Annotated in this window: 21 protein-coding genes and 1 other RNA gene; 15 read left to right on the forward strand and 7 right to left on the reverse strand. The window is 34.9% G+C overall.

Annotated elements, in window-relative coordinates; translation table 11 throughout:
- Positions 1-52: 52 nt before the first annotated feature.
- The 3 genes from DRF57_RS06970 (at position 53) to DRF57_RS06980 (ending at position 3,613) form a co-directional block, all read left to right on the forward strand.
- Positions 53-2,212, forward strand: coding sequence for a T9SS type A sorting domain-containing protein (locus tag DRF57_RS06970; RefSeq protein WP_115917626.1), 2,160 nt, complete (start codon positions 53-55; stop codon positions 2,210-2,212).
- Between the two features lie 101 nt (positions 2,213-2,313).
- Positions 2,314-3,204, forward strand: a complete 891-nt coding sequence (locus tag DRF57_RS06975; protein ID WP_115917629.1) for a DUF72 domain-containing protein — start codon at positions 2,314-2,316, stop codon at positions 3,202-3,204.
- A gap of 178 nt (positions 3,205-3,382) precedes the next feature.
- Entirely contained in the window at positions 3,383-3,613 is a 231-nt protein-coding gene (locus DRF57_RS06980; protein WP_047488290.1) for a hypothetical protein, read from the forward strand.
- Between the two features lie 51 nt (positions 3,614-3,664).
- Here the strand turns inward: DRF57_RS06980 and DRF57_RS06985 are convergent, their stop codons facing one another.
- The 6 genes from DRF57_RS06985 to DRF57_RS07010 form a co-directional block, all read right to left on the reverse strand.
- Positions 3,665-4,204: a hypothetical protein gene (locus tag DRF57_RS06985; RefSeq protein WP_228406056.1), complete on the reverse strand. Its 540-nt coding sequence runs from the start codon at positions 4,202-4,204 to the stop codon at positions 3,665-3,667.
- 98 nt (positions 4,205-4,302) lie between these two features.
- Positions 4,303-4,947 (reverse strand): HD domain-containing protein, encoded by a 645-nt coding sequence (locus tag DRF57_RS06990; RefSeq protein ID WP_115917631.1) that lies wholly within the window; start codon positions 4,945-4,947, stop codon positions 4,303-4,305.
- Positions 4,944-5,789, reverse strand: a complete 846-nt coding sequence (locus DRF57_RS06995) for an alpha/beta hydrolase family protein (RefSeq protein WP_047488533.1) — start codon at positions 5,787-5,789, stop codon at positions 4,944-4,946. The genes DRF57_RS06990 and DRF57_RS06995 overlap by 4 nt, the downstream gene beginning before the upstream one ends.
- An 89-nt stretch (positions 5,790-5,878) precedes the next feature.
- Entirely contained in the window at positions 5,879-6,769 is an 891-nt protein-coding gene (locus tag DRF57_RS07000; protein ID WP_047488274.1) for a ribokinase, read from the reverse strand.
- Between the two features lie 67 nt (positions 6,770-6,836).
- The gene (locus DRF57_RS07005) at positions 6,837-7,472 is read right to left on the reverse strand and encodes a DUF4241 domain-containing protein (protein WP_084085254.1); all 636 of its coding nucleotides are present in this window, start codon (positions 7,470-7,472) and stop codon (positions 6,837-6,839) included.
- Between the two features lie 221 nt (positions 7,473-7,693).
- On the reverse strand, positions 7,694-10,309 hold the full coding sequence (locus DRF57_RS07010; RefSeq protein WP_047488269.1) for a valine--tRNA ligase: 2,616 nt from the start codon (positions 10,307-10,309) through the stop codon (positions 7,694-7,696).
- A 128-nt stretch (positions 10,310-10,437) separates the two neighbouring features.
- On the opposite strand from DRF57_RS07010, the gene DRF57_RS07015 reads away from it, so the two are divergent.
- From DRF57_RS07015 to DRF57_RS07030, 4 genes are all read left to right on the forward strand, one after another.
- Positions 10,438-10,902, forward strand: coding sequence for a DUF1573 domain-containing protein (locus DRF57_RS07015; protein ID WP_047488266.1), 465 nt, complete (start codon positions 10,438-10,440; stop codon positions 10,900-10,902).
- Positions 10,903-11,079: 177 nt separating this feature from the next.
- Positions 11,080-11,949, forward strand: a complete 870-nt coding sequence (locus tag DRF57_RS07020; protein ID WP_047488264.1) for a polyphosphate kinase 2 family protein — start codon at positions 11,080-11,082, stop codon at positions 11,947-11,949.
- Positions 11,950-12,085: 136 nt separating this feature from the next.
- Positions 12,086-12,463, forward strand: a complete 378-nt coding sequence (locus tag DRF57_RS07025; RefSeq protein ID WP_084085258.1) for a hypothetical protein — start codon at positions 12,086-12,088, stop codon at positions 12,461-12,463.
- 57 nt (positions 12,464-12,520) lie between these two features.
- Positions 12,521-13,051, forward strand: a complete 531-nt coding sequence (locus DRF57_RS07030) for a hypothetical protein (RefSeq protein WP_047488260.1) — start codon at positions 12,521-12,523, stop codon at positions 13,049-13,051.
- A gap of 66 nt (positions 13,052-13,117) precedes the next feature.
- On the opposite strand, the gene rnpB is transcribed toward DRF57_RS07030, so the two are convergent.
- An RNA gene (gene rnpB / locus DRF57_RS07035) (RNase P RNA component class A) lies at positions 13,118-13,442 on the reverse strand.
- 138 nt (positions 13,443-13,580) lie between these two features.
- Here rnpB and DRF57_RS07040 point away from each other — a divergent pair.
- From DRF57_RS07040 to DRF57_RS07075, 8 genes are all read left to right on the forward strand, one after another.
- The gene (locus DRF57_RS07040; protein WP_027374652.1) at positions 13,581-14,072 is read left to right on the forward strand and encodes an RNA polymerase sigma factor; all 492 of its coding nucleotides are present in this window, start codon (positions 13,581-13,583) and stop codon (positions 14,070-14,072) included.
- Entirely contained in the window at positions 14,065-14,739 is a 675-nt protein-coding gene (locus DRF57_RS07045) for an MFS transporter (protein ID WP_047488257.1), read from the forward strand. Before DRF57_RS07040 ends, DRF57_RS07045 begins: the two co-directional genes overlap by 8 nt.
- Positions 14,740-14,798: 59 nt before the next feature.
- Positions 14,799-16,424: an AMP-binding protein gene (locus DRF57_RS07050; protein WP_115917633.1), complete on the forward strand. Its 1,626-nt coding sequence runs from the start codon at positions 14,799-14,801 to the stop codon at positions 16,422-16,424.
- A 385-nt stretch (positions 16,425-16,809) separates the two neighbouring features.
- Entirely contained in the window at positions 16,810-17,700 is an 891-nt protein-coding gene (locus DRF57_RS07055; protein ID WP_115917635.1) for a carboxypeptidase-like regulatory domain-containing protein, read from the forward strand.
- A 200-nt stretch (positions 17,701-17,900) separates the two neighbouring features.
- Positions 17,901-18,086: a class I lanthipeptide gene (locus DRF57_RS07060; RefSeq protein ID WP_047488251.1), complete on the forward strand. Its 186-nt coding sequence runs from the start codon at positions 17,901-17,903 to the stop codon at positions 18,084-18,086.
- Positions 18,087-18,148: 62 nt separating this feature from the next.
- Positions 18,149-19,066, forward strand: a complete 918-nt coding sequence (locus tag DRF57_RS07065) for an LLM class flavin-dependent oxidoreductase (protein WP_115917637.1) — start codon at positions 18,149-18,151, stop codon at positions 19,064-19,066.
- Positions 19,059-20,216 carry a lanthionine synthetase LanC family protein gene (locus DRF57_RS07070; RefSeq protein ID WP_115917639.1) on the forward strand — a complete coding sequence of 386 codons (1,158 nt, stop codon included), beginning with the start codon at positions 19,059-19,061 and terminating at the stop codon, positions 20,214-20,216. The genes DRF57_RS07065 and DRF57_RS07070 overlap by 8 nt, the downstream gene beginning before the upstream one ends.
- A complete protein-coding gene (locus DRF57_RS07075; protein ID WP_115917641.1) occupies positions 20,213-23,263 on the forward strand; it encodes a lantibiotic dehydratase in 3,051 nt (1,016 codons plus the stop codon). Before DRF57_RS07070 ends, DRF57_RS07075 begins: the two co-directional genes overlap by 4 nt.

Consider the following 23,263-nt stretch of genomic DNA (forward strand, 5'->3'; position numbering starts at 1 on the left):
GCATTCACATGAATGGATAGTCAAAAAATCTAATACCATTAAAAACTCAATTATGAAAAAAATACTATTTACTTTATCAGTAAGCTGTTTTTCTATGGCTTATACTCAGACCCTCAACTTTTCTGATGTAAAATTCAAAGCACTTCTGCTAAGTGCCAATCCCACCAATCAGATTGCAAAAGACCTTAATGGAAATGCTATTGTTATTGACCAGAATGGGGATGGAGAAATTCAGCTTCCGGAGGCTCTACAGGTAAAAATTCTGAATATAAAGGTGGATGCTGACCAGATGTATATTAATCCTGCCGGAGACCGAAATGATCCTAACAATATAAATTCTACCTATTACAACAGCCATCTTCCTGATGGTATTTCAGACGCCTTACTTTTCTCCAATCTTGAAGAACTTTACTTTTGGAATACCAGAACCGCCAATATCAGCTTTATCAATAACGGTAAAATCAAAAAAGTACAGGGAAGACCTTTCTACTATGACCTCTCTCAATCCGGACAATATACAGCAGCCCCTATTAATCTTTCATTTGACAACTGCCCGGGAATCCAAAATATTACAGATGTCATCGCCTATCAGGCTACAGGTAATCCGTGGTATTCTCCTGAAAACAGTTTAAGTATAAAAAACTGTCAACAGATCAACAGCAATGCGATTATTGATTCAGCTGAACTTAAAGAACTTCATATTCAGAACTCAAGTATTACCAGTTTAACTTTTAATTCGTGTAAGTTTTTATCAAAAATTTCGGTTCCTAATCTAAGCACTTTAACAAAGATATCCGTACTGGGTGATAACGGAACATTTTCCTCCAGCAACAGTCAGGATATCGAACTGATTGCCAACAACTGTACTAATTTGCAGGAAATCATAGCAGACACCGATCACTATTCTTCAACCGGAGCCTATTTTTCTGCAGTGAACCTGAATGGCAGTACTTCATTAAAGAAAATAAAAGGACTGAATGCTCCCACTATTGATTTTAGTACAGCAGGGCTTGTTAATCTGGAAGAATTAGATTGCTCTTTCTACAACAGATACGGATACAATACTACATCTGGTATTTATTTTGGGAATGTAAATGCACTGAACCTTGCGGGTCTTCCAAAACTTAAAATATTAAAGGCTTTTAATCAGAAAATATCCAATAGTATCAACTTCATTGCTGCACAAGCTTTGGAAAATATTGATATCACCAACTCATGTGGTTATATGAATACAGTAAATGTTAGTAATCTTGCGAGTCTTACCACTTTAAAAACCGGCAGAGTCGAGGCCTTAAATACTCAAGGTAACGATGATCTACAAAAAATTACTGCTAAAAATTGTACCTCATTAGCAAATTTCATTTTTAATGGCAACAGTCATTTAAAAGAATTAGATATAGAGAACTGTACTGCTATACAAAAAATAGCGATCGGTTATTACGTAATAGAAAGAGATGGTGTTTTTCCTGAATTAAATTCAATTAATTTATTACAATGTACTGGTATTAAAGAAATTACCATTCATAATACAGAAATAAATACCTTAAATACTTCACAATGTTCCGCTTTAAAAACATTAGAGCTTAAAGATGACAACTTACTATCTTCTATTGACATTTCTAACAATTTTAACTTAGAATCCATTACGTTACAGTCACTACCTCTAATTTCACAAGTGAATACTTTAAATAATATAAAGCTAAAAACTGCATTTATTAGCAACAGTCCTCAAATAACACAACTGAATTTTTCTACTGCAACAAATTTTGAAGGACTTTCACTTTGGAATATGCCAAACCTCACTTATGTTAATATAAGAAATGGATCTATAGAGGAATTTCATGATTACAATGGCTATAACATCAATCTCCAAATGTGTGTCGACGATGCCCAATTAAGCGATCTACAATCAATGTATCCTGATATTACATTTACAGCAAACTGTGGGAGCTTTCTTCAAAACAGAAATGTAAAAGCTAATATAAAATCTTTCCAAGTTTTCCCAAATCCTGTAAAAGATATCCTGCAGGTTAATTCTGACTCTGTTATAAAAAATATAAAAATAGTTGATACTCAGTCAAGGATTATCTTCAACCAGGATTTTAATCAGGAACTTATAAAAATTGATCTTTCAAGCTATCCTAATTCAGTTTACATCATGAAAATAACCACTGATAAAGGACAAGTAACGGAGAAGATTATAAAAAGATAATCTTCTTCAAAACACATCTTTTTTACCAAAAATCATAGAACGTTCTATGATTTTTTTGGTTTATATTTGTGTATATTGTTTAATACCATAAAACGAGATATATGAAATTCGGACAAGTAGAAGACCCTTCAAAAATAGATTTTACCCTTCCCAAAGATCATTCTAAAACCAAAGAAATTTTAAATCTTAATAAAAAAGGGTTTGAAAACCTATCTATAGGATGCGCCAAATGGAACAAAACCGACCTTAAAGGATTTTATCCTAAAGGAACAAAGGATGAGCTGACCTATTATGCCACTCAATTTAATTCTATTGAACTGAATGCTACATTTTACGGAATGCCTACTCCGGATCAGGTGAAAACATGGAAGGAAAAAACACCTGAAAATTTTAAATTCTTTCCTAAGATCACCAATACGGTATCGCATTTCAGAAGACTTATTGACGTTACGGATCCTGTAACTCATTTTGCTTCTGCCGTCATGAATTTTGATGAAAAATTAGGAATGGCTTTTCTTCAGCTTCATGATAATTTTAAACCGAAGGATTACGACAGGCTGGAAAAGTTTGTGAAAGAATGGCCCAAAGAAGTTCCTCTGGCTATAGAGCTTAGAAATACGGAATGGTTTACTGACGAAGAGATACTCAATACAACCTGCGAGCTCTTTGAAGCCCATAACATCACCAACATCATCGTAGATACTGCGGGAAGGAGAGATATGCTCCATATGCGTCTTACTACTCCTAATGCATTTATCCGTTATGTAGGAGCTAACGCAGAGAGTGACTATGAAAGATTGGATGACTGGTTAAAGCATCTGACAAAATGGAAAAAAGAAGGTTTACAAAATCTTTATTTCTTTGTTCATCAAAATATAGAAAAAGCTTCTCCTCTGCTGTCTGCTTACTTCATTAAAAAAGTCAATGAAGAATGGAAAACTGATATTCATGTTCCGCAGATGGCCAGTGAAAGTACAGGAACATTATTTTAGTCCAAACAGAGTACTGTCAAATAATAATATACTCATTCACAAAAACTTATATAGAATGATTCCAGTTTATTGCTAAAATTCATTTCTCAGTGATAAAAACCTTTTCTTATCATAAATTTTTATACTTTAGTGAACTAATATATTTCACACAACAGTGTAAACTTAAAAAAACGAGATAATGGAAAAGGAAATCTGTAGAATTAGCATCGCCAACAACTGGTTAGGCGATGAGTATATTTTTTATGAAAATGGTACCATAAAAAGAATATATGATAACCATAGTATGAGCTCCAATGTTACTGAATGGTTGGAACCCGGACAAATAAGTAAACTGAATAAAGATAAATTGGTTAAAAGCTGCCCGGAAGAACTTAAAGAGCAAGTCATGCATATTCTGGATTATCCTTAATATAAAATAAAAAAAAGAGTAATAAACTATGGTTTATTACTCTTTTTTCATTTAGTGTGATTTATTTTTTCTCAGAAGCAATACCAGATTAAGGAATAAAAGCAGAAAATCCAATGAGATCCAGATTCCCAGTTTTGTATTTTCATAATTGTAGGCATCAACCTGTTTTTTTGCAGCTTCAGAAAGCTTTACACTTTGATTGATATAATTTTGTACCTCTACGATCTGATCAATATTCTTATTGGGAACAGAATGTTGAGAAAAATAAACAAGGTTCTTTTTCCCCAAATACCCCACAATCCAATACTCATCAGATGTATCCATTTTAAGATATTCTATCCTATAGTATTCCGGACGTATTTTCCCTATATGCTTAGGCTCTAGTATTATGTTTGACTGTACCTTATTCACATTGATCAGATAAAAATCCAGCGTCTGTGGAAGTTTATTCACAACCTGAAGCCCCACTGAATTGTCAACAAATGCGACAGCGCTTTTTTTGATAAACCAATACGCAAAAAAAGAAATTGAAAAAACAACCGTGAGAATACGGAACAGCTTTGCCCATTTTGCCACCTTTCCTGATTTCACTTTATAAAAAACCAAAGAAAACACACAAGCCCAAAAGATAACAAAAATGATAAATTCCATATTGCAAAGATACTGATTTCAGAATTTTCAGGAGAGCCTTAGTCTACATTCCATTCTTTATAGAACTGGTCAAGGAAGTTTAGCATATAATTGTGCCTTTCTTCAGCCAGTTTTTTCCCCGTCTCCGTGTTCATTAAATCTTTCAGAAGCAATAATTTTTCATAAAAATGATTGATGGTTGTCCCATTTGATTTTTTATACTCTTCTTTAGACATATGTAGGCTGGGTTTAATTTCAGGGTCGTACATCGGATTATTTTTGAATCCTCCGAAATTAAATGTTCTGGCAACCCCAATGGCACCAATAGCATCAATACGGTCTGCATCCTGTACTATTTTAAGCTCTATAGAAGGATCTAAAGGAGCATTGCCTCTGTTTTTAAATGATATATTTTCAATAACAAAAAGAACTTTCTCTATAGTCTCTTCAGAAACATTTTGCTCTGTAAGAAATTCTCTGGATATTTTAGGAGCTATCGTTTCATCTCCATTATGAAATTTAGGATCTGCGATATCATGAAGAAGCGCCGAAAGTTCTACCACTTCCTGATCGCAGGTTTCGGTTTCCGCAATCTTTCTGGACAGTTTCCAAACTCTTTCAATATGAAACCAGTCGTGTCCGGCTTCTGCCCCCATTAATTTTTCTTTTACAAATTCTACGGTGTTGTCAATTGTACTTTTCATTTATCTATCAGTTCATTTAAAATAATATCCCAAAGTTTTTTATTATAATTTCTAAAAAAATTAACGTGTCCTATTTCTTTTTTTTCAGATTCGGAAGTTTTTACAAGTCTGTACGTGGGTGTAAGGTTAGGATAGGTATTGTTTAATAAACTTAATACTCCTTTCTCTGTTAACCATATATCATCTTCCGCCCTGACCACGAATACTTTTTGTTTTAAATTTTTAGAATAGTCATCAATTTTCTCCAACAGCTTGTTGGTTGATTTCTTGTTTAAAATTAAGGTTCTCCAGTCATATGCACAATTTTTTGGAAGACTTTCTCCAAGCCCAAACCAATGCGCCGGAAAATACCCTAACAGTGAGGTCGTTAAGGGCTGCACAATTCCAAAGCCAAGATAAGCTTCAATTTTTGTTCTCTTTTTAAGGTTTCCCACAAAAGCATTCTGAGTTCCCACAAAAATAAGTTCTTCAAACATCTCAGAATCTTTATTCATTCCCAGAATTAATGCTCCTACGGAATGTCCCAAACAATACTTCCTGTAGTCTGAGAATTTCACCTTGATATAGCGGGTGAGCTCTTTATAGTCTTTTGAGCCCCAAAGCCTCATAGAGCCATGAAATCCTCTCATATTCTCAGGTTTGGAAAGCCCTATTCCCCTGTAATCATAAGTGATAACTGTGAATCCCTGTTCCGAAAAATATTGGGCAAATGAAAAGTACACCTGTTGTTTAACCCCTGTTGCGGAATTAATAAGCAGTAATTTTCCATTGCTTTTTTCAGGCCTGAAAAGGTGTGCTGTTAAAGAAACATGATCTTCTGTGGTAAGTATTAGTTTTTCCATAGTATAAAAGAAAAAATCCACTATAAAAGTGGACATTTTCATTATATTTTTATGTTAAGTTTTTAAATTTTAATATGCCTCAAATAATTTTAAGAAAAGAATTCCGACATCTTAGGTAATCCCGTCTGTGAACCTTTACCTCCTGAGACTCTTGCCGAAACTTCATTTCCAAATTTCACGCAATCTTCTATCGTATTTCCATGGCACAGGGCTATAGCAAATCCTGAAGTGAATGCATCTCCCATCCCCATCTTATAAACAGTCTTATCTTTGTCATTCCTGAAATATTTCATCTCAGTACCGTCAAAATAAATTGTAGAATTCGTATCATCTCTTACAAATACTTTGTTGAAGTATTTTTTAAGGACTTCTTCCCTTTTCTCTTCGCCAAAAATAATATAGAGTTCATTGCTTTTCGCTACAATAAAGTCGACATTTTCAATAATTGCTTCATTTACAGGCATAGCAGGAGAAGCATAAAGCCCCACTTTCTTGCCATATTTTTTTGCTTTTTTTACTGTATATTCTACAACCTCGATAGAAACTTCAAGCTGCACAAGAACAAGGTCTGCGCTATGAAAATACCGGTCTGCTTCATCTATATGAGCTTTATTAAGATATTTATTTGCCGCCGGAACCACTACAATAGCCGCATTTCCGTTACAGGTTGTTACATAAGCTGTTCCTGTGGACTCTTTGTCTGTTTCATGAACAAAACCTACATTCACATTTTCACTCACAAGATTCCTCATGATCTGCTGGCCCAGTGGATCCATCCCCACACACCCTATAAAATAAACACTAGCCCCAAGCCTCGCCGTTCCTACCGCCTGGTTGGCTCCTTTCCCTCCAAAATAGCTGTCTGAATTAACGGCTAAAACGGTTTCATTAGGTAAAGGAAGCTTTTCGGTTTCTAAAACCAAATCTATTGATGAGCTGCCTACAACAATAATTCTGGGTTGTTCTGAGGAGAATTTCATTGTGCTTTATATTAGTTTTAACATTTATATCTGGTGAAAATCAGTGATCCAAAAGTAACTATTTTAATTAACTTATTTCAATAAATTCAGTAATTATCTTTACAGGCTGCTGATCCTTATCATAAGCTATATAACTGGCATAAAAACCTTCACCATATCCGGTCTCAAAAGCAAATATAGTTCCAGGGTGTTCGTCTGCCGGTTTCAGGAAGGCATATTGATCTATAGCGCCATTCTCATCAAAGAAATAGTCGTGGAAAAATTCTTCATAGATTCCCATAAAGTCTCCTCCTTTCTTTTGATACAGTTTTTGTTCCAAATCATTAAGACTGGTTTGGGTATCCACATCCATCAGACAACCCATTCCACTTTCTACAGGATATCCGAAAACTTCTCCTTCTGCAAGATCTTTGATATTCTGTCCCGCTGTAGTAGCCAGTTTCCAATCTGTAATCGCAGAATTACTGAATATTATTTCTGCATACGCTACACAATTGCTTTCTCTTTCTTTGTGTAACATCACTGAGAAATTTCCTTTTGGAAATTCTGTGGTAAAAGGAAGCATATCATTGGTAATTAAGGGATCACAAGCGATCAGTTTTCCACTGGAAAGGTAAATTTTCCCAACTTCAAAACTCTCCAACAAAGGGCTTTCTACAAAGTCTTTTGAGAATAGTTTCCGTATGTTTTCTATATGTGTCATGTTATTTATTACTTTTTTTCAATGGCCAGCTGGATATCGTCGAAAATAAAACCTTCAACTGATCCAGTGATCGTTGGCAATGGTTTATTTTTCATTCTACTCCAGCCGTACACTTATTTTTCAGGCGCAGGGGCCTGATTTCTATCATTAATACATAAAAGAAGACGAGATTAACTGGTCTTCTTTTATAGGTATAGCTTTCAGGGAATTTCCTTGATTAATTACAAGCTTTTCAGTTTCTCTTCCAAAATGGCAATTTTATCCTGAGCGTCTTTTTGTTTTTTACGCTCAACTTCTACCACTTCAGGTTTGGCATTGGCAACAAACTTTTCATTGGAAAGTTTCTTTTCAACTGAAATTAAAAACCCTTTTAAATACTTTACTTCTTCTTCAGTTTTAGCTTTTTCTTCTCCCAGGTCTAGGTTTTCACTTAGAGGAATAGACACTTCTGTCGCTCCTACCAGGAAGGTGAAACTTGGCTTATCTGTTTTCAATCCAAAGTGGATCTCCGAAATATTAGCTAATTTTCTTACCACATTATCATTGGCAAATTCAGAAGCATTTGTAAATATTTCAACTTCTTCTCTTGGAGAAATCCCTTTGGTCTGACGATAATTTCTAACTCCCGAAATCAGTTCTTTTGCGATTTCAAAGTTTCTGATGATTTCTTCATTAAAGCTATCTGCATTTTTCTGCTGAGCAATAACAAGAGCTTCTTCCATACTTCTTTCTGAAATCAACTGCCAGATTTCTTCTGACTGGAAAGGCATGAACGGATGAAGTAGCTTCATTAATTCTTCAAAGAAAACAATTGTTCTGTCATATACTTCTTTAGAAATACCCTCTCCATAATTAGGCTTAATAGCTTCAAGGTACCATCCGCAAAAATCATCCCAAATTAATTTATAGATCAAATGCAGGGCATCAGAGATTCTGAATTTATCAAACTGATCATTGATTTCAACAATCGTTTTATTTAATTTGTTTTCAAACCATTCAATAGCCTGATGGTCTGTAGCTATTGCAGGTTTGTCTTCATGCTTCCATCCTTGAATCAAACGGAAAGCACTCCATATTTTTGTCATGAAATTTCTTCCCTGAAGCATCAGATCTTCATCGAAAAGAAGGTCATTTCCAGCTGCGGAACTCAATAGGATTCCTACACGAACACCATCAGCACCATATTTATCCATCAGCTCAAGCGGATCCGGAGAGTTTCCTAAAGATTTTGACATCTTTCTTCTCTGCTTATCTCTTACAATTCCTGTAAAATAAACATTTTTAAAAGGAACTTCTTTTCGGTACTCCAACCCGGCCATAATCATTCTTGCTACCCAGAAGAAAATAATATCCGGACCGGTAACCAGATCAGATGTCGGATAATAATAATTAATATCTTTATTATCAGGATCAATCAATCCATCGAATACAGACATTGGCCACAACCATGATGAGAACCACGTATCTAAAGCATCATCATCCTGTCTAAGGCTTTCTGCGGTTAATTGCTGATTTCCTGTTTTTTGTTTTGCCAGTTCTAAAGCTTCTTCTTTAGTTTCAGCTACTACAAAATCTTCATCTCCTGTACCATAATAATACGCAGGGATCTGCTGTCCCCACCAAAGCTGACGGGAAATATTCCAGTCACGGATGTTTTCCATCCAGTGCTTATAAGTATTTTTAAACTTTTCAGGATAGAATTTCACCTCATCATCCATTACTACATCCAAAGCAGGTTTAGCAATGTCAGACATTTTAAGGAACCACTGTACTGAAACTTTAGGCTCAATAACAGCGCCTGTTCTTTCCGATGTTCCTACTTTATTCACATAGTCTTCTGCTTTTAACAAAAGATCTTTTTCTTCTAATTCTTTAGCGATCTGTTTTCTTACTTCAAATCTGTTTTTCCCTGCATAATGAAGACCGTGCTCATTAAGATTTCCGTCATCATCCAAAGCATCAATCATTTTCAGCTGGTGCTTCTGACCGATCTCATAGTCATTGGTATCGTGTGCAGGAGTAATTTTCAATGCTCCGGTTCCGAATTCAATATCTACATATTCATCTTCAATAATCGGAATGATGCGGTCTACAATCGGAACAATTACATTTTTACCTTTCAGATGAGCATATCTCTCATCATTAGGGTTAATACATACAGCGGTATCCCCAAAAATAGTTTCAGGACGGGTTGTAGCCACTGAAAGAAATTCTTCAGAGCCTTCAATTTTATATTTAAGGAAATAAAGCTTCCCGTTCTGTTCTTTAAATATTACCTCTTCATCTGAGATATTGGTTTTCGCTTCCGGATCCCAGTTTACCATTCTGTAACCTCTGTATATTAATCCTTTGTTATAAAGATCTACAAAGCTTTTAATTACCTGTTGTGAAAGTTTGTCTTCCAGGGTAAAACGGGTTCTGTCCCAATCGCATGAACATCCTAATTTCTTTAGCTGCTCAAGGATTGTTCCTCCATATTTATCCGTCCATTCCCAGGCATGCTCCAGGAATTGTTCGCGGGTAATATCTGACTTACTGATTCCTTCAGACTTCAGTTTAGCAACAACTTTAGCTTCGGTAGCAATGGAAGCATGGTCTGTTCCCGGAATCCAACAAGCATTAAATCCACGCATTCTTGCACGACGGACCAGAACATCTTGAATGGTATTGTTCAGCATATGTCCCATGTGTAATATCCCCGTAACGTTTGGCGGAGGTATTACCACAGTATATGGAGGTTTCTCATTAGGTTCTGAGTGGAAATACTTATTTTCCAACCAGTAATTGTACCATTTTTGTTCTGTTTCCTGTGGATTGTACTTTTCTGAAATCTGCATAAATTCTATTTCTTTGGCTTGCAATTTGCAAAAATAGTCTAAAGAAAAAAATTTTTAAGCATGAATTAAAATAATTTTTAACTTTGTTTCACAAAATTTATCTAACAAACATATTAACATTCAAGAATATGAAGAAATTAATTGCAGGAATTGCTTTATTCGGAACATTTGCTCTGGCATCTGCACAAACTATTACATTTGACAAAACTACTTTCGACTACGGTACTATTAAGCCTAATGCCGATGGAACAAGGTTTTTTACAGTAACAAACACTGGTGACAAACCTTTGATCATTTCAAACGTAAAACCATCTTGCGGATGTACAACTCCGGAATTCAGCCAGGATCCTATTATGCCAGGAAAATCTGCTAAGATCAAAGTTGGATACAATACAGCTCTTAATGGAGGATTCAACAAAATGATTGAAGTTTTCTCTAATGACCCTGCCAACAGCAGAAGCGTAATTTACATCAAAGGTAATGTAGATGCTAACGCTCCTGAAGCAAAAGTATTGACTCCTGCTGAGCAGAAAGAAGCTGCAAAAGCTGAGAAAAAAGCTGCAAAACTAGCTAAAAAAGCTGCAGTGAAGTAAATTCTACTTAAAAAAATAAAGAAACCGTCTCCTTTGAGGCGGTTTTTTTATTACATTTATATAAGGGTAGATGTTTAGCGAAGTCCTTTTAATCTTTTAATCTTTTAATCTTTTAATCTTTTAATCTTTTAATCTTTTAATCTTTTAATCTTTTAATCTTTTAATCTTTATACATATATGGACACCAATTTCTCAGATGATTTTCAGGTAAACGGCAAATTCTCGATAAAAAAAACGCCAACAGCGTATAAGGGAAAACTTACCAAAGAAGAAGGAGCACAATTGTTAATTAAAGAAAAGGAAAAGCTCCGTGAATTACAGGAAAAATTATATGCAGACGGTAGCCAGTCTCTGCTCGTTATATTACAGGCAATGGATGCTGCCGGGAAAGACAGTATGATAGAACATGTCTTCGGAGGAGTAAATCCACAAGGCTGTAACGTAACCAGTTTTAAAACGCCAAGTTCCCGGGAATATTCGCATGATTTTTTATGGAGACATTATCTGGCACTACCTCAGAAAGGAATGATCGGAATATTCAACCGTTCGCATTATGAAAGTGTCCTGGTATGTAAAGTACATCCTGAATATAATCTAAGTGAGAAAACCTGGTCTTCGGTAGAAGATTTTGATAATAAATTCTGGGAAAACCGGTATGAAAGCATTAGAAATTTTGAAAAGCATCTTTCGCAAAATGGAACAACCATTATTAAGATCTTTTTGAATGTGTCTAAAGATGAGCAGAAGAAAAGGTTATTGGACAGAATTAATGAACAGGAAAAAAATTGGAAATTTTCTGCCGGAGATCTTCCGGAAAGAGCATTATTTGATCAGTATATGGAAGCTTATGAGACTGCTATCAATGAAACATCAAAGGATCACGCACCATGGTATGTACTTCCTGCCGATAATAAATGGTTTGCCAGGGTGGCCGCTATACAGATCATTATTGATACTCTTGAAAAAATGAATTTAAAATACCCGGAGCTTTCTGAAAAAGACAAACAGGGTCTTATAGACTCTAAAAACATTCTTGAAAATGAATAATAATTTAATACAATTAACTATTTAATGTAAATATTTTCAACATAAACACTAAATAATGTGAATAATTTTCTATTCACATTATTTTTTTATATATTCATCACCTCAATTTTTTACCTATATCATTAAAACTTTAACTATGAAAAAACAGCTCTTGCTATCAGCCTTTATTCTCTTAGGCTTAGCTTCCTGCAGTAATGAACAAACTGCTCTCAACACTATGGAGAATATGAAAACTTCCGAGATGGAGGCCTTTGATAAAGCTTTTATACGCTTAGGGGAACCGCAAAATCAGCCTACACAAGAAGAAAGAAGGAATAACTCTGTAGAACTTAGTGACCGTAGAAAAGAAATTCTTATTCCGGCTTCCAAAGCATTAATTATCTCCACAGGGGTTTCAGAAACGGAAATAAACAAAAAAACCGGAGGCGATAAAGCAAAAATTATAGCCTGGGCTCTAGATATTAATTTTAAAAAGAAAGATGAAATATATAGAAAAATGAAATCTGACCATTAAGCTCAAACATTTTTTAATCATTTATTTATTATTTCTATTCCATTTAAAATTATTATCATGAAAAAAATAATGTCATTCACGTTGTTCCTTTTAGGAATACTCAGCTTTTCACAAACACAGGATAATGTACTTGTGATCTCCAACCATACTTCACTCACCATTGAAGGCAGATTAATCACCTGTAATCCTGTTAATTTTTACCCTGTTGTTAAACCTATATCTACCAATCCTTCCGGACTGTTTACTGTGCCCCCACATACTGAAATGAAGTTTGATTCTTTTGATACATCTGGTACAGCCATAATCCCCGTTTATCAATGGGCAGTTACTACATCTCTCGGTAATACAGCCATCTATAATTATAATGATCCCTATATTACAAGCATAATGCCTAATACAAGATGGGCATTTTATGACTTCAGAACAGTCGATAGCTCGGGAGTAGTTTGGGATGGCTTCCAAATGGGAGATCCCAATATCTACCCGGCACCTGTTAATACAATCCAATATGGACTACAAATGCCTAACGTTCATGCAGAATGGATTCAGTTTGCCGACTATGTAAGCTTACATGTATATGAAAACTAAAAAAAATAAGCGGAGAAAAGTCTCCGCTTATTTTTTATACTATTTGAGTATCTTCAATACAAGAAAAATACGAGAAAATCTATAAGCCGGATTTTGTACTTCCGAAGAAGTGCCTGTTATTTATCTACGTCTTACATTGCTGCAAGACTTGAGCTGATTACCCCTCGGCTTTCAGGACGAGCCGCCCCTATTTCCATTGCTGAAAAGAACCGATATACTTACCATTGCACCGCAAAGAGTTTACCTGGTTTCACTACAGCCGAACTGTACCTGCTTTCTGTTGCACTTGTCCTACCCTCACGGGTGACGGATGTTATCCGCTTTGCTGCTCTATGGTGTCCGGACTTTCCTACCTCCCATAAGATGGGAAATCAACAAGCCGATTTTCTCGCGGATGCAAAGATACATAAATTTAAGGAAGGCTGGAAAACCGAGCAGATAAATAAGTCGATTTGCTATTTTAGCATTTGTCCAATATAATTCTTCATCAATTACCACATTATTATTATCTTCGTGCCATTATACATCTATGAATTCCAGGGAAAAAGAATTTGCGCAGCTTATTAAAGATAATCAGGGTCTGATTATTAAAGTATCTCGCTTATACACCAATTCTCTTGAAGATGAAGAAGATCTTTTCCAGGAAATCGTCTTACAGCTTTGGAGAAGTTATGATTCTTTTAAAGGAAATTCCAAAATTTCGACATGGATGTATCGTGTAGCGCTTAATACAGCCATTACTCTTTTCCGAAAAAAAAGCAAAAGCCTTCCTACCAATGAACTGGACATCAACCACAAAGATTTTGTGGAAGATGACGATGAAAAACAACAACAGATTTCGCTTTTGTATACTGTAATCAAGACTCTTCCTAATATAGAAAGAGCCATTGTCATGATGTATCTTGACGATCTGCCTTACAAGGATATTGCAGAAAACCTCGGGATTACCGAAGTCAACGCACGTGTGAAAATGAACAGATTAAAGAAAACCCTTAAAGAACAGATGGAAAAATATGCCTGAATTTGATTTAGATAGCTTTAAGAAGACATGGCAGGAACAGCCTGTACAGCCAAAATATGACAACACTGAGATCCTTCAGATGCTGAATAGAAAATCACGCAATTATGTAAAGTATATTTTCTGGATCAGTGTTGTAGAATTCCTTTTCTTTTCTGTTTTAGGGTTGTTTTATTTTTTCCAGGAGGAGGAATCAGACAGTTTCCGTAAAGTACTGGAAAGGTTGGGTGCGCAGGGAGCTCCTGAAGTAGAAGATAATTTCGGTCATGCTTATTTAGCAATAAAAGTTTTAAGCCTGCTCATCACAGCATACTTTGTATTGAAATTCTATCAAAACTACCGTAAAATAAAGATTGAAGAGAATCTTAAAGGGCTTATTACAAGAATTATCAAGTTCAAGAAAACAGTGAATGCCTTTATTCTCATTAGTATTGTTCTTTTGGTAGCCTTCACCTTTGTGTTAATTGCGTTCATATTTTATACTTTAAATTCCCAGAATATCCAGCCTTCCAATTCTAATCTCACAATCATTATTGTCGGAATTGTAGTCAGCACCCTTCTTGCTGTATCGATGATATGGTTTTATTACAAATTAGTATATGGAAGTATCATTAAAAAGCTTGACAAAAATCTGGACCAGCTGAAAAGGATAGATTCCGAGGAAAATTAATATAGACAGCCCATAGTTAAAGATATATTTGTTAAATTTATTTAACCAAATCTTATACTATGCCACTATCTTATGTCTACGGAGCTTCTGAAATTCCGTTATTAGGACAAACTATCGGAGGAAATCTTAAAAATACAGTTGAAAAATACCCCAACCAGGAAGCATTAGTCTGTGTTCATCAGAATTACAGAGCCACGTATCAGGAGTTTTATAATCAGACAACCGCTATTGCAAAAGCCTTATTATTTTTAGGAGCAAAATCCGGAGACCGGATCGGAATATGGTCTGCTAACCGGTATGAATGGGTACTTTTACAGTATGCTACTGCCAGGATAGGAACTATTCTAGTCAACATTAATCCGGCCTACAGAACTCATGAGCTCACCTATGTTCTCAACCAGTCTGAGGTACGCTTTATTTTTTCTTCATTAAGTTTTAAGTCCAGTAATTATAAGGAAATGGTAGAGTATGCAAAAGAAGTATGCCCTAGCCTTGAACATGAAATTTTCTTTGACGAAAACTGGGATGATTTTGTGAATAACGGACAGGATATTTCAGATGAGGTCCTTCATAGTTTTGAGGAACATGTACAGTTTGATGATCCGGTTAATATTCAATATACCTCAGGTACTACGGGATTTCCGAAAGGCGTGACATTATCCCATCATAATATTTTAAATAATGGCTACTTTATAGGAATAAGGTTGAAATACACAGAAAAAGACAGAGTCTGTATTCCTGTTCCTTTCTATCACTGTTTTGGGATGGTTATCGGAAATATATGCTGTACGACCCACGGAGCCTGTATGGTCATTCCTAACGACAGTTTTGATCCCGATATGACATTAAAGACAGTTTCTGATGAAAAATGTACCTCATTATATGGCGTCCCTACTATGTTTATTGCAGAACTGGCTGTCAAAGATTTCGATACTTATGATTTTTCAAGTTTAAGAACCGGTGTTATGGCAGGATCGGTCTGTCCGCCGGAAATCATGAAAAAAGTGGAAAACCTTATGAATATCAAAGAAATGAGCATCTGCTACGGAATGACGGAAACATCCCCTGTTTCTACTCAGACGCTGATAGGAACTTCTTTGGAAAAGCAGGTCAGCACGGTAGGAACTGTTCAGGATCATTTGGAAATAAAGATCATTGACGAGAATGGAAGAATACTAAAACGGGGAGAGCATGGCGAACTATGTACCAGAGGGTATTCTGTCATGCTGAAATACTGGAATGATTCTGAAAATACCCAAAAAGTACTGGATACTGCCCGATGGATGCACACCGGTGATATGGCGGTCATGGATAAGGACGGATATATTACAATTTCAGGAAGAATTAAAGATCTTATTATCAGAGGTGGAGAAAATATTTCCCCAAAGGAAATTGAGGATTTCCTATATACATACACCCATATTCTTGATGTTCAAATCATTGGCATACCCAGTGAAAAATTTGGAGAAGAAGTAATGGCCTGGGTAAAGGTGAGAAAAGGTTTCACAATCACGGAAGAAGAATTATTAGACTATTGTAAAGGAAAAATTGCTCATTATAAAGTCCCAAAGTACTGGAAATTTGTAGATGAATTTCCAATGACCATTTCCGGAAAGGTAAGAAAAGTGGAAATGAGAGAGATTTCTATAAAGGAATTAGGTATAGAAAATTCAAGAAATTTATAAAAAATCCGGAATCGCCCACTATAAAGGAAAAAAAGGAAAAAAATGCTTTCCTTTTTTTTATGAAAAATTTTATAAAAAAGCGGAATGAGTTCACCATTTAATCGGTGAACTTTATTTTTTTCGAAAAAAATTATGCTTCTCGAATTAAAATATAAAAAAATTAGAATTATGTAAGGTACGACTGAGTGAAAAGCTCTTGAATAAAGGATTAGAGCCAACATAAAGCCATTGAATATTCAATGCTTATTTTTGATATTTAATGTGAATAAGTTATCTATTTTAAGGAAAATACATACATATGACAAATAAAATTTGTTTTTTTCTCCTTTACAAGTGAGTAATGTAGAATAAAATCCTATATTTAGACCAGACAAAAAAACTAATAATGAAGATCGGACTGGCAATTTGTGCTCTACTACTTACTATACATATGTATGCACAAAAAATTTCAGGAACTGTCAAAAATGAAAACAAAGAAGTTATTTCTTACTGCTCAATAAGTTTTGGGAATGAAAACATAAGTACTATTACCGATATCAATGGTAACTATTCTCTGGAAATTCCTCAAAATACCGATAAAAGTGACGAGATCATTTTTGAATCCAACGGCTATGAAACTAAAAAACTGAGCGTCAACGAAATAACTGAAAACCCAAACATTATTTTAAACAAAAGAGTATATGCTATTCAGGAAATTAATATAAACGGAAGAAAAACCAAAAGAGAAATCATAGGTGCAGAAAAAAGACCTATGTTTACCTTCTCTAAAATGTTTGATAAAAACATTCCCACCGTTGAACAGGGGCAGATATTTGATATCTATAACTGGACAAAGCTAAACGCTTATAATTTTTATATTATTCCAAGCTCCAGGTTCAAAGAAATTACCTTAAAATTAAATATATATACTGTTAAGGATGGTTTACCAGAACAAACTCTCCTTAATGAAAATATAATATATAAGACCAGTACAACGGGCTGGCAGAATATCGATCTGCAACAATACAAACTGATCTTTACAGGCTCAAGCAAGCTGGCTATTACCCTGCAGCTTGTAGATTATATACGGGAAGATGCTATTGATTTTGTCTTTGGAATCTCTGCTAAAAAGACCTTATCCAATGACTTGCTCTATCGTTATCAGAGCCAGGGAAAATGGGAGGCCAGGAAAGGAAGTTTTATCTCAAATATAGATATTAATTATAATAAAGATAAACCCGGAAAGGTAAGTACAATGAAGAATCAGGATGAAGCTGTTTCTAAAAGTATAGAATAAACCACTTCTAATTTTATAACGATAATTGCTTTACGCAACACATTATGTTCTTTATAGAGCAGTATACCGTTATATTTTAAAACCAAAGGACTGGTTTTTCATTTAAATACTGATAAACAAGGTATTATATAATAAATACATATAAAAAAGCGGAAACCGAAAAGCTAACGAGTAGGTAAATTATTTAAATTTTTTTAACCATGAGCAAAAAGCTTACAAAAAAGTTAACTCTTAAAAAAGAGAAGTTATCTCAATTAAACTCTGACGAAATGAAATCAGTAAAAGCTGGAAAAGAGGCATTTTTATCTATTTTTGATTGTACACACTGGACATGTACAGCTGGAAGCAGCAGATCTTCTGAACTGTGTGTTTGTACTGAAGTATAATATTTCACAAAAAGTATTAAAGCTACTCCTTTGCGGGAGTAGCTACTTTTTAATAACTAGTTATGGCAAATAAATTAAAAATAGGGCTTTTGGAATTTGGTATAAGAGAAAATTCTCTTAACAATTCTAAAAAATCGTTGTACGATATCATTGACTATGCAACCCGAGCAGACGAGCTTGGTTTTTCGAGGTTTTGGGTTACTGAAAATTATTTTTCAAAAGCACATGACATGGCCTGGTCTACTCCTGAAATGCTTCTACCCATACTATTGGGATTAACAGATAAAATAAAGATAGGAATTGCTGGGGTTATTATGCCATTACAAAGTCCATTCAGAGTAGCTCATAATTATAAACTATTATCCAGCTTATATCCTAAAAGGTTAGATCTTGGTTTTGTAAAAGGGCTAGTGGGAGAATATGATCTTCAATACTTTAACGTAGATGTTGATAAAGACAGCTATTTTTCATCATTTCTTCCGAAGCTTGAATCTACTCTCCGGTTTCTGAGGGAAGAAAACGAACTGTTGAAAGAAAATTTAATTATCCCACCTTACAAAGGAAACATTCCTGACGTATGGTATATGGGATCTTCACATTCAGGGTTGAAAGTAGCTTTGCAGCACGACCTCAATTTTGCGAGATCTATATTTCATGGAGAGTCCAACAAAGATTATCTCAAGGAAGAGCTACAAAACTTCAGAACAGAATACAAAGCAAAGCACGGAAAAGATCCATCTATGGTATTGACATTTTCCGGATGCTGCCATAAAACCAAACAAAAAGCACTAAAAGTAGCAAAAAGCGGTACTAATGGTTCTATAGACAATATAAGTCTTATTGGAGACGGAAGTTTTTTCCAGGAAAAATTACTGGAATTTAAAGAACTCTACGGATACAATGAGTTTATGTTTAATAATGTTTCCAGAACACACAAAGACTCTCTAACAGCTATTGAAATATTAAGCCAATATGTATAAAGATAAAATTGATTTTTTTTTAAGCGAGATTTCAAAAAAATGTATTGCAGATAAAGGTGACAATATCACATTCAGCTTGGGGAGTAATTATTACTCATTATTCTACAATAATGATATTGAGATTGAAAAAATTGAAAGTCTGATAGACCTGGCTTCTGAAGACACTTATTATTCTTTTGCCAGCGGAAGTTTAGCTGTGATTTATTTCATGAGGCTTCTTCATACTTCCAATATTATTACAGATGAGGATATTGATGCAATAGAAGAAGATTCTATAGAATTCTTTTTAGAGTTGATCTCTATTTATGCAGACAAAAAAGAATATGACCTGTTTACAGGTTTGATTGGATTAGGTCTTTACTTTCTGGAAATCCAGAAACTTGATACAGTCGCAAAAATAGTGTCATATATTGACCACTTAAAATATGAACAAAACAAATCCATTTTCTGGGTTGATCATAATATAACAAAAGAAGAAAACATCTGTGATCTGGGTCTTGCCCATGGTCTTCCTTCAATCATATCCTTTTTAGCAGAATGTTATCATAAAGGCTGTGAAAAAGAAACCTGTAAAAGACTGATCCAAGGAGCGGTACATTTTCTTTCTGAACTGTATGAGGAAAATAAAGATTCTCAGTATATATTTCCTTCAAAAATCAATGTCGTTACCCGCAAAAAGCAACCCGCAAACAGGTTGGCATGGTGCTATGGTGACTTAGGTATTGCGATAGGGATATGGAAAGCCTATACTGTTTTGCAGGATGAAGACCTGAAAACAATGAGTCTTTCTATCATTTTGAATTCATCAAAAATCAGATTGGATAACGCCGGGGTTTTTTACAGTAACAAAAATGATTGTATAGACACTGGGATCTGTCATGGATCATCCGGAATTTCACATATTTTCAATAAATTTTACAGAGTATTTAAGCAGGAAGAGCTCAAAGAAGCACATGATTATTGGATGGCTATTACCCTTCAGCAACTGGATAAAGGAACCAAGTTTCCTTATGATCTGAAAAATGATGAATGGGTAGAACATACCGGATTACTGGAAGGAATTTCAGGAGTGGGAATGGTATTACTGGATTATCAGTATCCTGAGAAAGCTAAAGATTGGGATAAAATTTATTTAATGAACATAGAATGAAATACAACGACATAGAAAAGCTGAACTTTTACCTGTTGAGGACTCCTCTTTTTCCACAAAAAAGTATTGATACATGGGAAAAAGACATCAATAGTGAAAACTTTCGTAAGGCAATTTATTTATCTTCCCCGGATCTCTATGAGCAGCTTATCAATTGGGATGAAAAAAAACTTTCGAAAGAAAAAGCAGATAAAATAAAAAAGTCTTTGCTTAAATACTGGCTTAGAATACATTTCAGAACCATCCCCTTTGGAACCAATGCAGGAGTAAGCATGGGACAATGGGACAGTAATACCCTGATCACACTGGATAAAGGGCAGGATAAGATTTATGCACGACTGGATATGCAACTGGTACATGATATCATTACAGAACTGGAGCAAAAAATGTTTGTCAGACAAATCTGTAAGTTCTATACCAACAATACCATATACAGTACCAAAAATAAATACCGTTATATTGAGTCTTCTGCAAATAACGGAGGATTGAAATATGAAATTATTTCTACAGAAAAAAACAAATATCTGAATTCTATCATAAAAGCCTGTACCAACGGGCTGGAGCTATCATCCATAATAGAGGTATTGGTTAAGCAGGATATTTCTTATGAAGACAGCTTTGACTATGTCAATGAGCTTATCGACTCAAAAATACTTGTCAGTGAACTTTCTCCAAAGGTTACTGACAAAAACTTCCAGGATTTTATCTATCAGTTTTTAAAAGGACTGAAAATTCCTGCTACCCAAGAAAATAATGAGGATGCAGCTTTCATTCGCCACATCATCAGCATATTTGAAATTGTTCAAAAAATAAATATAACCAATGACATTGATGATGCTGTTGAGAAAATTACTCAAATCTTAACTGAAGCAGGGATTAAAAGCTATAAAAAAAATATTATCCAGACAGACCTGCTAAAAGGTAAAGTATCCAACACACTGAACAATACTATTTTTAAAGATTTCAAAAAGGTACTTTCAACAGTCTTTAATATCGGTACATCAGATAAAATTGATGCACTGGAGAGTTTTAAAAATGTATTTCTTGAAAGATATGATCAACAGGAAATACCTTTATTGTTAGCACTTGATCCCCTATCAGGAATCAATTATCCCGTACATTCAGATAATGATGCTTCGGATCTGATTGGAGGAATCCAGTTCAAGTCTGAAAATAATTCTAATATTATTCAGGGATCTGTAAAATGGAATCAATTTTTGGGTGAAAAATTAATTAGTGCCGTTAAGAACAACGAAGATAAAATTATAATCACTCAAGATGAGGTTGCTCCGTTTTCAGACGAAAATAAAAATATACCTTTTTCAATGTCTTCTCTGGTACAGGTATATAAGGACGAGGAGGGACAACCTGTCATTTTTCATAAATTCAGTGACGGACCTTCGTCCTCTACTTACCTGGGACGTTTTTGTCATTTGGACAACGAACTGGAAGAATCAGTAAAACAAGCTTTATTAGAGGAAGAAAATTTCTTTGAAAATCAGATCATTGCTGAGATTGTGCATAATCCGCAACCAAGGGTAGGTAATATCCTTCTCAGACCGCATCTGAGAAAATATGAAATTCCCATTCTTAGCCCCCATCATTCAGACAGTGAACCGATCTACCTGAATGACCTTATGATTTCCATCAAGAACAACAGGGTTGTCCTTCGTTCCAAAAAATACAATAAAGAGGTTATTCCTAGTCTTTCATCTGCCCATAATTATAATCTGCATAAAGTACCGACGTATCATTTCTTATGTGATCTTCAGTATCAGAATATCACCCCGTCTTATAACTGGAACTGGGGAATGTTTACCAATTATGATTATTTACCAAGGATAATGGTCAACAACGTCATCCTGTCAAGAACATCATGGCGACTGTCATCCGAGAAAATATTCAATGGAAAGCAGGCTTCAGTAGCTATTCTCAGGGATTATCTAAGAGAAAAGAATATTCCTGAAATCTTTACTTTCTCGGAGAGGGATATGGAACTCCCTGTATTTATGAACAATGACCTTTCTCTGGAAATCTTACTGGATCATCTTGCGAAGGAAAAGACAATAAGAGTGTTCGAAAACCTTGCAAATCAATATGAAAGTATAGCCAAAGATACGGAAGGAAATATCCATAGCAATGAGATTGTTATTCCATGGCATAACCTAAGCAGTACGAAAAACAAAGAACTTTCCGTCTTTCCTGTTAAGAATACCATTACCAGAAATTTTATTCCGGGAAGCGAATGGCTCTTCTATAAAATCTATAGCAGTACCAAAGTTTCGGATCAGATCATCAAAGATTCTATTTATAAATTTGCCAGTGGACTCATTAAAAAAGGGATTATCAAAAAGTGGTTTTTCATCCGTTATAGCGATCCGGATCATCATATCAGAATAAGGTTTCTGACAACATCATCTGATCATAATATATCCAATCAGATCTATCAATTGCTCGATAAGTATTTGACACAGGAGATGATTATCCATAAAATTGTTCTGGATACCTACAATAGAGAGATTGAGCGATATGGAGAGTCTACCATAGACTACATGGAAAGTATATTTCATTTTGACAGTGAATGCGTTTGCCAGCTATTGAAAGAGGCTGAATTGACGGAAACTGCAATTTGGAAAGGAGCTATTGTGGGAGTAAACAGGATTTTGGATGATTTTGGCTATGAGCAAACCGAAAGAAGAGATATTATGAATCACCTGGCCAATGGGTATGGTATGAGGCTGGATGAAAACTCTAAGGCAGCTTTAAAAGATAAATATAGAAACCACAGAAGTGAAATATTGGGTCTCTTAACAGGTGGTGATGATTTTTCTGCGATATTGAATGGCAGAACCAAGAAAACAAAAAAATATATAGCTGAAGTTAAGGAGCTCCAATCTAAGCAAATGGTTAAATCATTAGTGATAAGTTATATTCATATGTTTATTAACCGAATGTTTGCCTCGAAACCGAATCTCTATGAGTCCATTCTTTATTATTTCTTACACAAAAGTTATGACTCATTACTCAATATTAAAAAACTGACGTAG

Source organism: Chryseobacterium rhizosphaerae, from assembly GCF_003385455.1.
Taxonomy (GTDB): Bacteria; Bacteroidota; Bacteroidia; order Flavobacteriales; family Weeksellaceae; genus Chryseobacterium; species Chryseobacterium rhizosphaerae.

Coding starts and splice junctions, on each gene's coding strand:
- DRF57_RS07050 (WP_115917633.1), top strand. CDS start 14,799: ATGCCACTATCTTATGTCTACGGAGCTTCTGAAATTCCGTTATTAGGA.
- DRF57_RS06970 (WP_115917626.1), top strand. CDS start 53: ATGAAAAAAATACTATTTACTTTATCAGTAAGCTGTTTTTCTATGGCT.
- DRF57_RS07040 (WP_027374652.1), top strand. CDS start 13,581: ATGAATTCCAGGGAAAAAGAATTTGCGCAGCTTATTAAAGATAATCAG.
- DRF57_RS06975 (WP_115917629.1), top strand. CDS start 2,314: ATGAAATTCGGACAAGTAGAAGACCCTTCAAAAATAGATTTTACCCTT.
- DRF57_RS07005 (WP_084085254.1), bottom strand. CDS start 7,472: ATGACACATATAGAAAACATACGGAAACTATTCTCAAAAGACTTTGTA.
- DRF57_RS07000 (WP_047488274.1), bottom strand. CDS start 6,769: ATGAAATTCTCCTCAGAACAACCCAGAATTATTGTTGTAGGCAGCTCA.
- DRF57_RS07020 (WP_047488264.1), top strand. CDS start 11,080: ATGGACACCAATTTCTCAGATGATTTTCAGGTAAACGGCAAATTCTCG.
- DRF57_RS07065 (WP_115917637.1), top strand. CDS start 18,149: ATGGCAAATAAATTAAAAATAGGGCTTTTGGAATTTGGTATAAGAGAA.
- DRF57_RS07055 (WP_115917635.1), top strand. CDS start 16,810: ATGAAGATCGGACTGGCAATTTGTGCTCTACTACTTACTATACATATG.
- DRF57_RS07060 (WP_047488251.1), top strand. CDS start 17,901: ATGAGCAAAAAGCTTACAAAAAAGTTAACTCTTAAAAAAGAGAAGTTA.
- DRF57_RS06995 (WP_047488533.1), bottom strand. CDS start 5,789: ATGGAAAAACTAATACTTACCACAGAAGATCATGTTTCTTTAACAGCA.
- DRF57_RS06990 (WP_115917631.1), bottom strand. CDS start 4,947: ATGAAAAGTACAATTGACAACACCGTAGAATTTGTAAAAGAAAAATTA.
- DRF57_RS07045 (WP_047488257.1), top strand. CDS start 14,065: ATGCCTGAATTTGATTTAGATAGCTTTAAGAAGACATGGCAGGAACAG.
- DRF57_RS07025 (WP_084085258.1), top strand. CDS start 12,086: ATGAAAAAACAGCTCTTGCTATCAGCCTTTATTCTCTTAGGCTTAGCT.
- DRF57_RS07070 (WP_115917639.1), top strand. CDS start 19,059: ATGTATAAAGATAAAATTGATTTTTTTTTAAGCGAGATTTCAAAAAAA.
- DRF57_RS07010 (WP_047488269.1), bottom strand. CDS start 10,309: ATGCAGATTTCAGAAAAGTACAATCCACAGGAAACAGAACAAAAATGG.
- DRF57_RS07030 (WP_047488260.1), top strand. CDS start 12,521: ATGAAAAAAATAATGTCATTCACGTTGTTCCTTTTAGGAATACTCAGC.
- DRF57_RS07075 (WP_115917641.1), top strand. CDS start 20,213: ATGAAATACAACGACATAGAAAAGCTGAACTTTTACCTGTTGAGGACT.
- DRF57_RS06980 (WP_047488290.1), top strand. CDS start 3,383: ATGGAAAAGGAAATCTGTAGAATTAGCATCGCCAACAACTGGTTAGGC.
- DRF57_RS07015 (WP_047488266.1), top strand. CDS start 10,438: ATGAAGAAATTAATTGCAGGAATTGCTTTATTCGGAACATTTGCTCTG.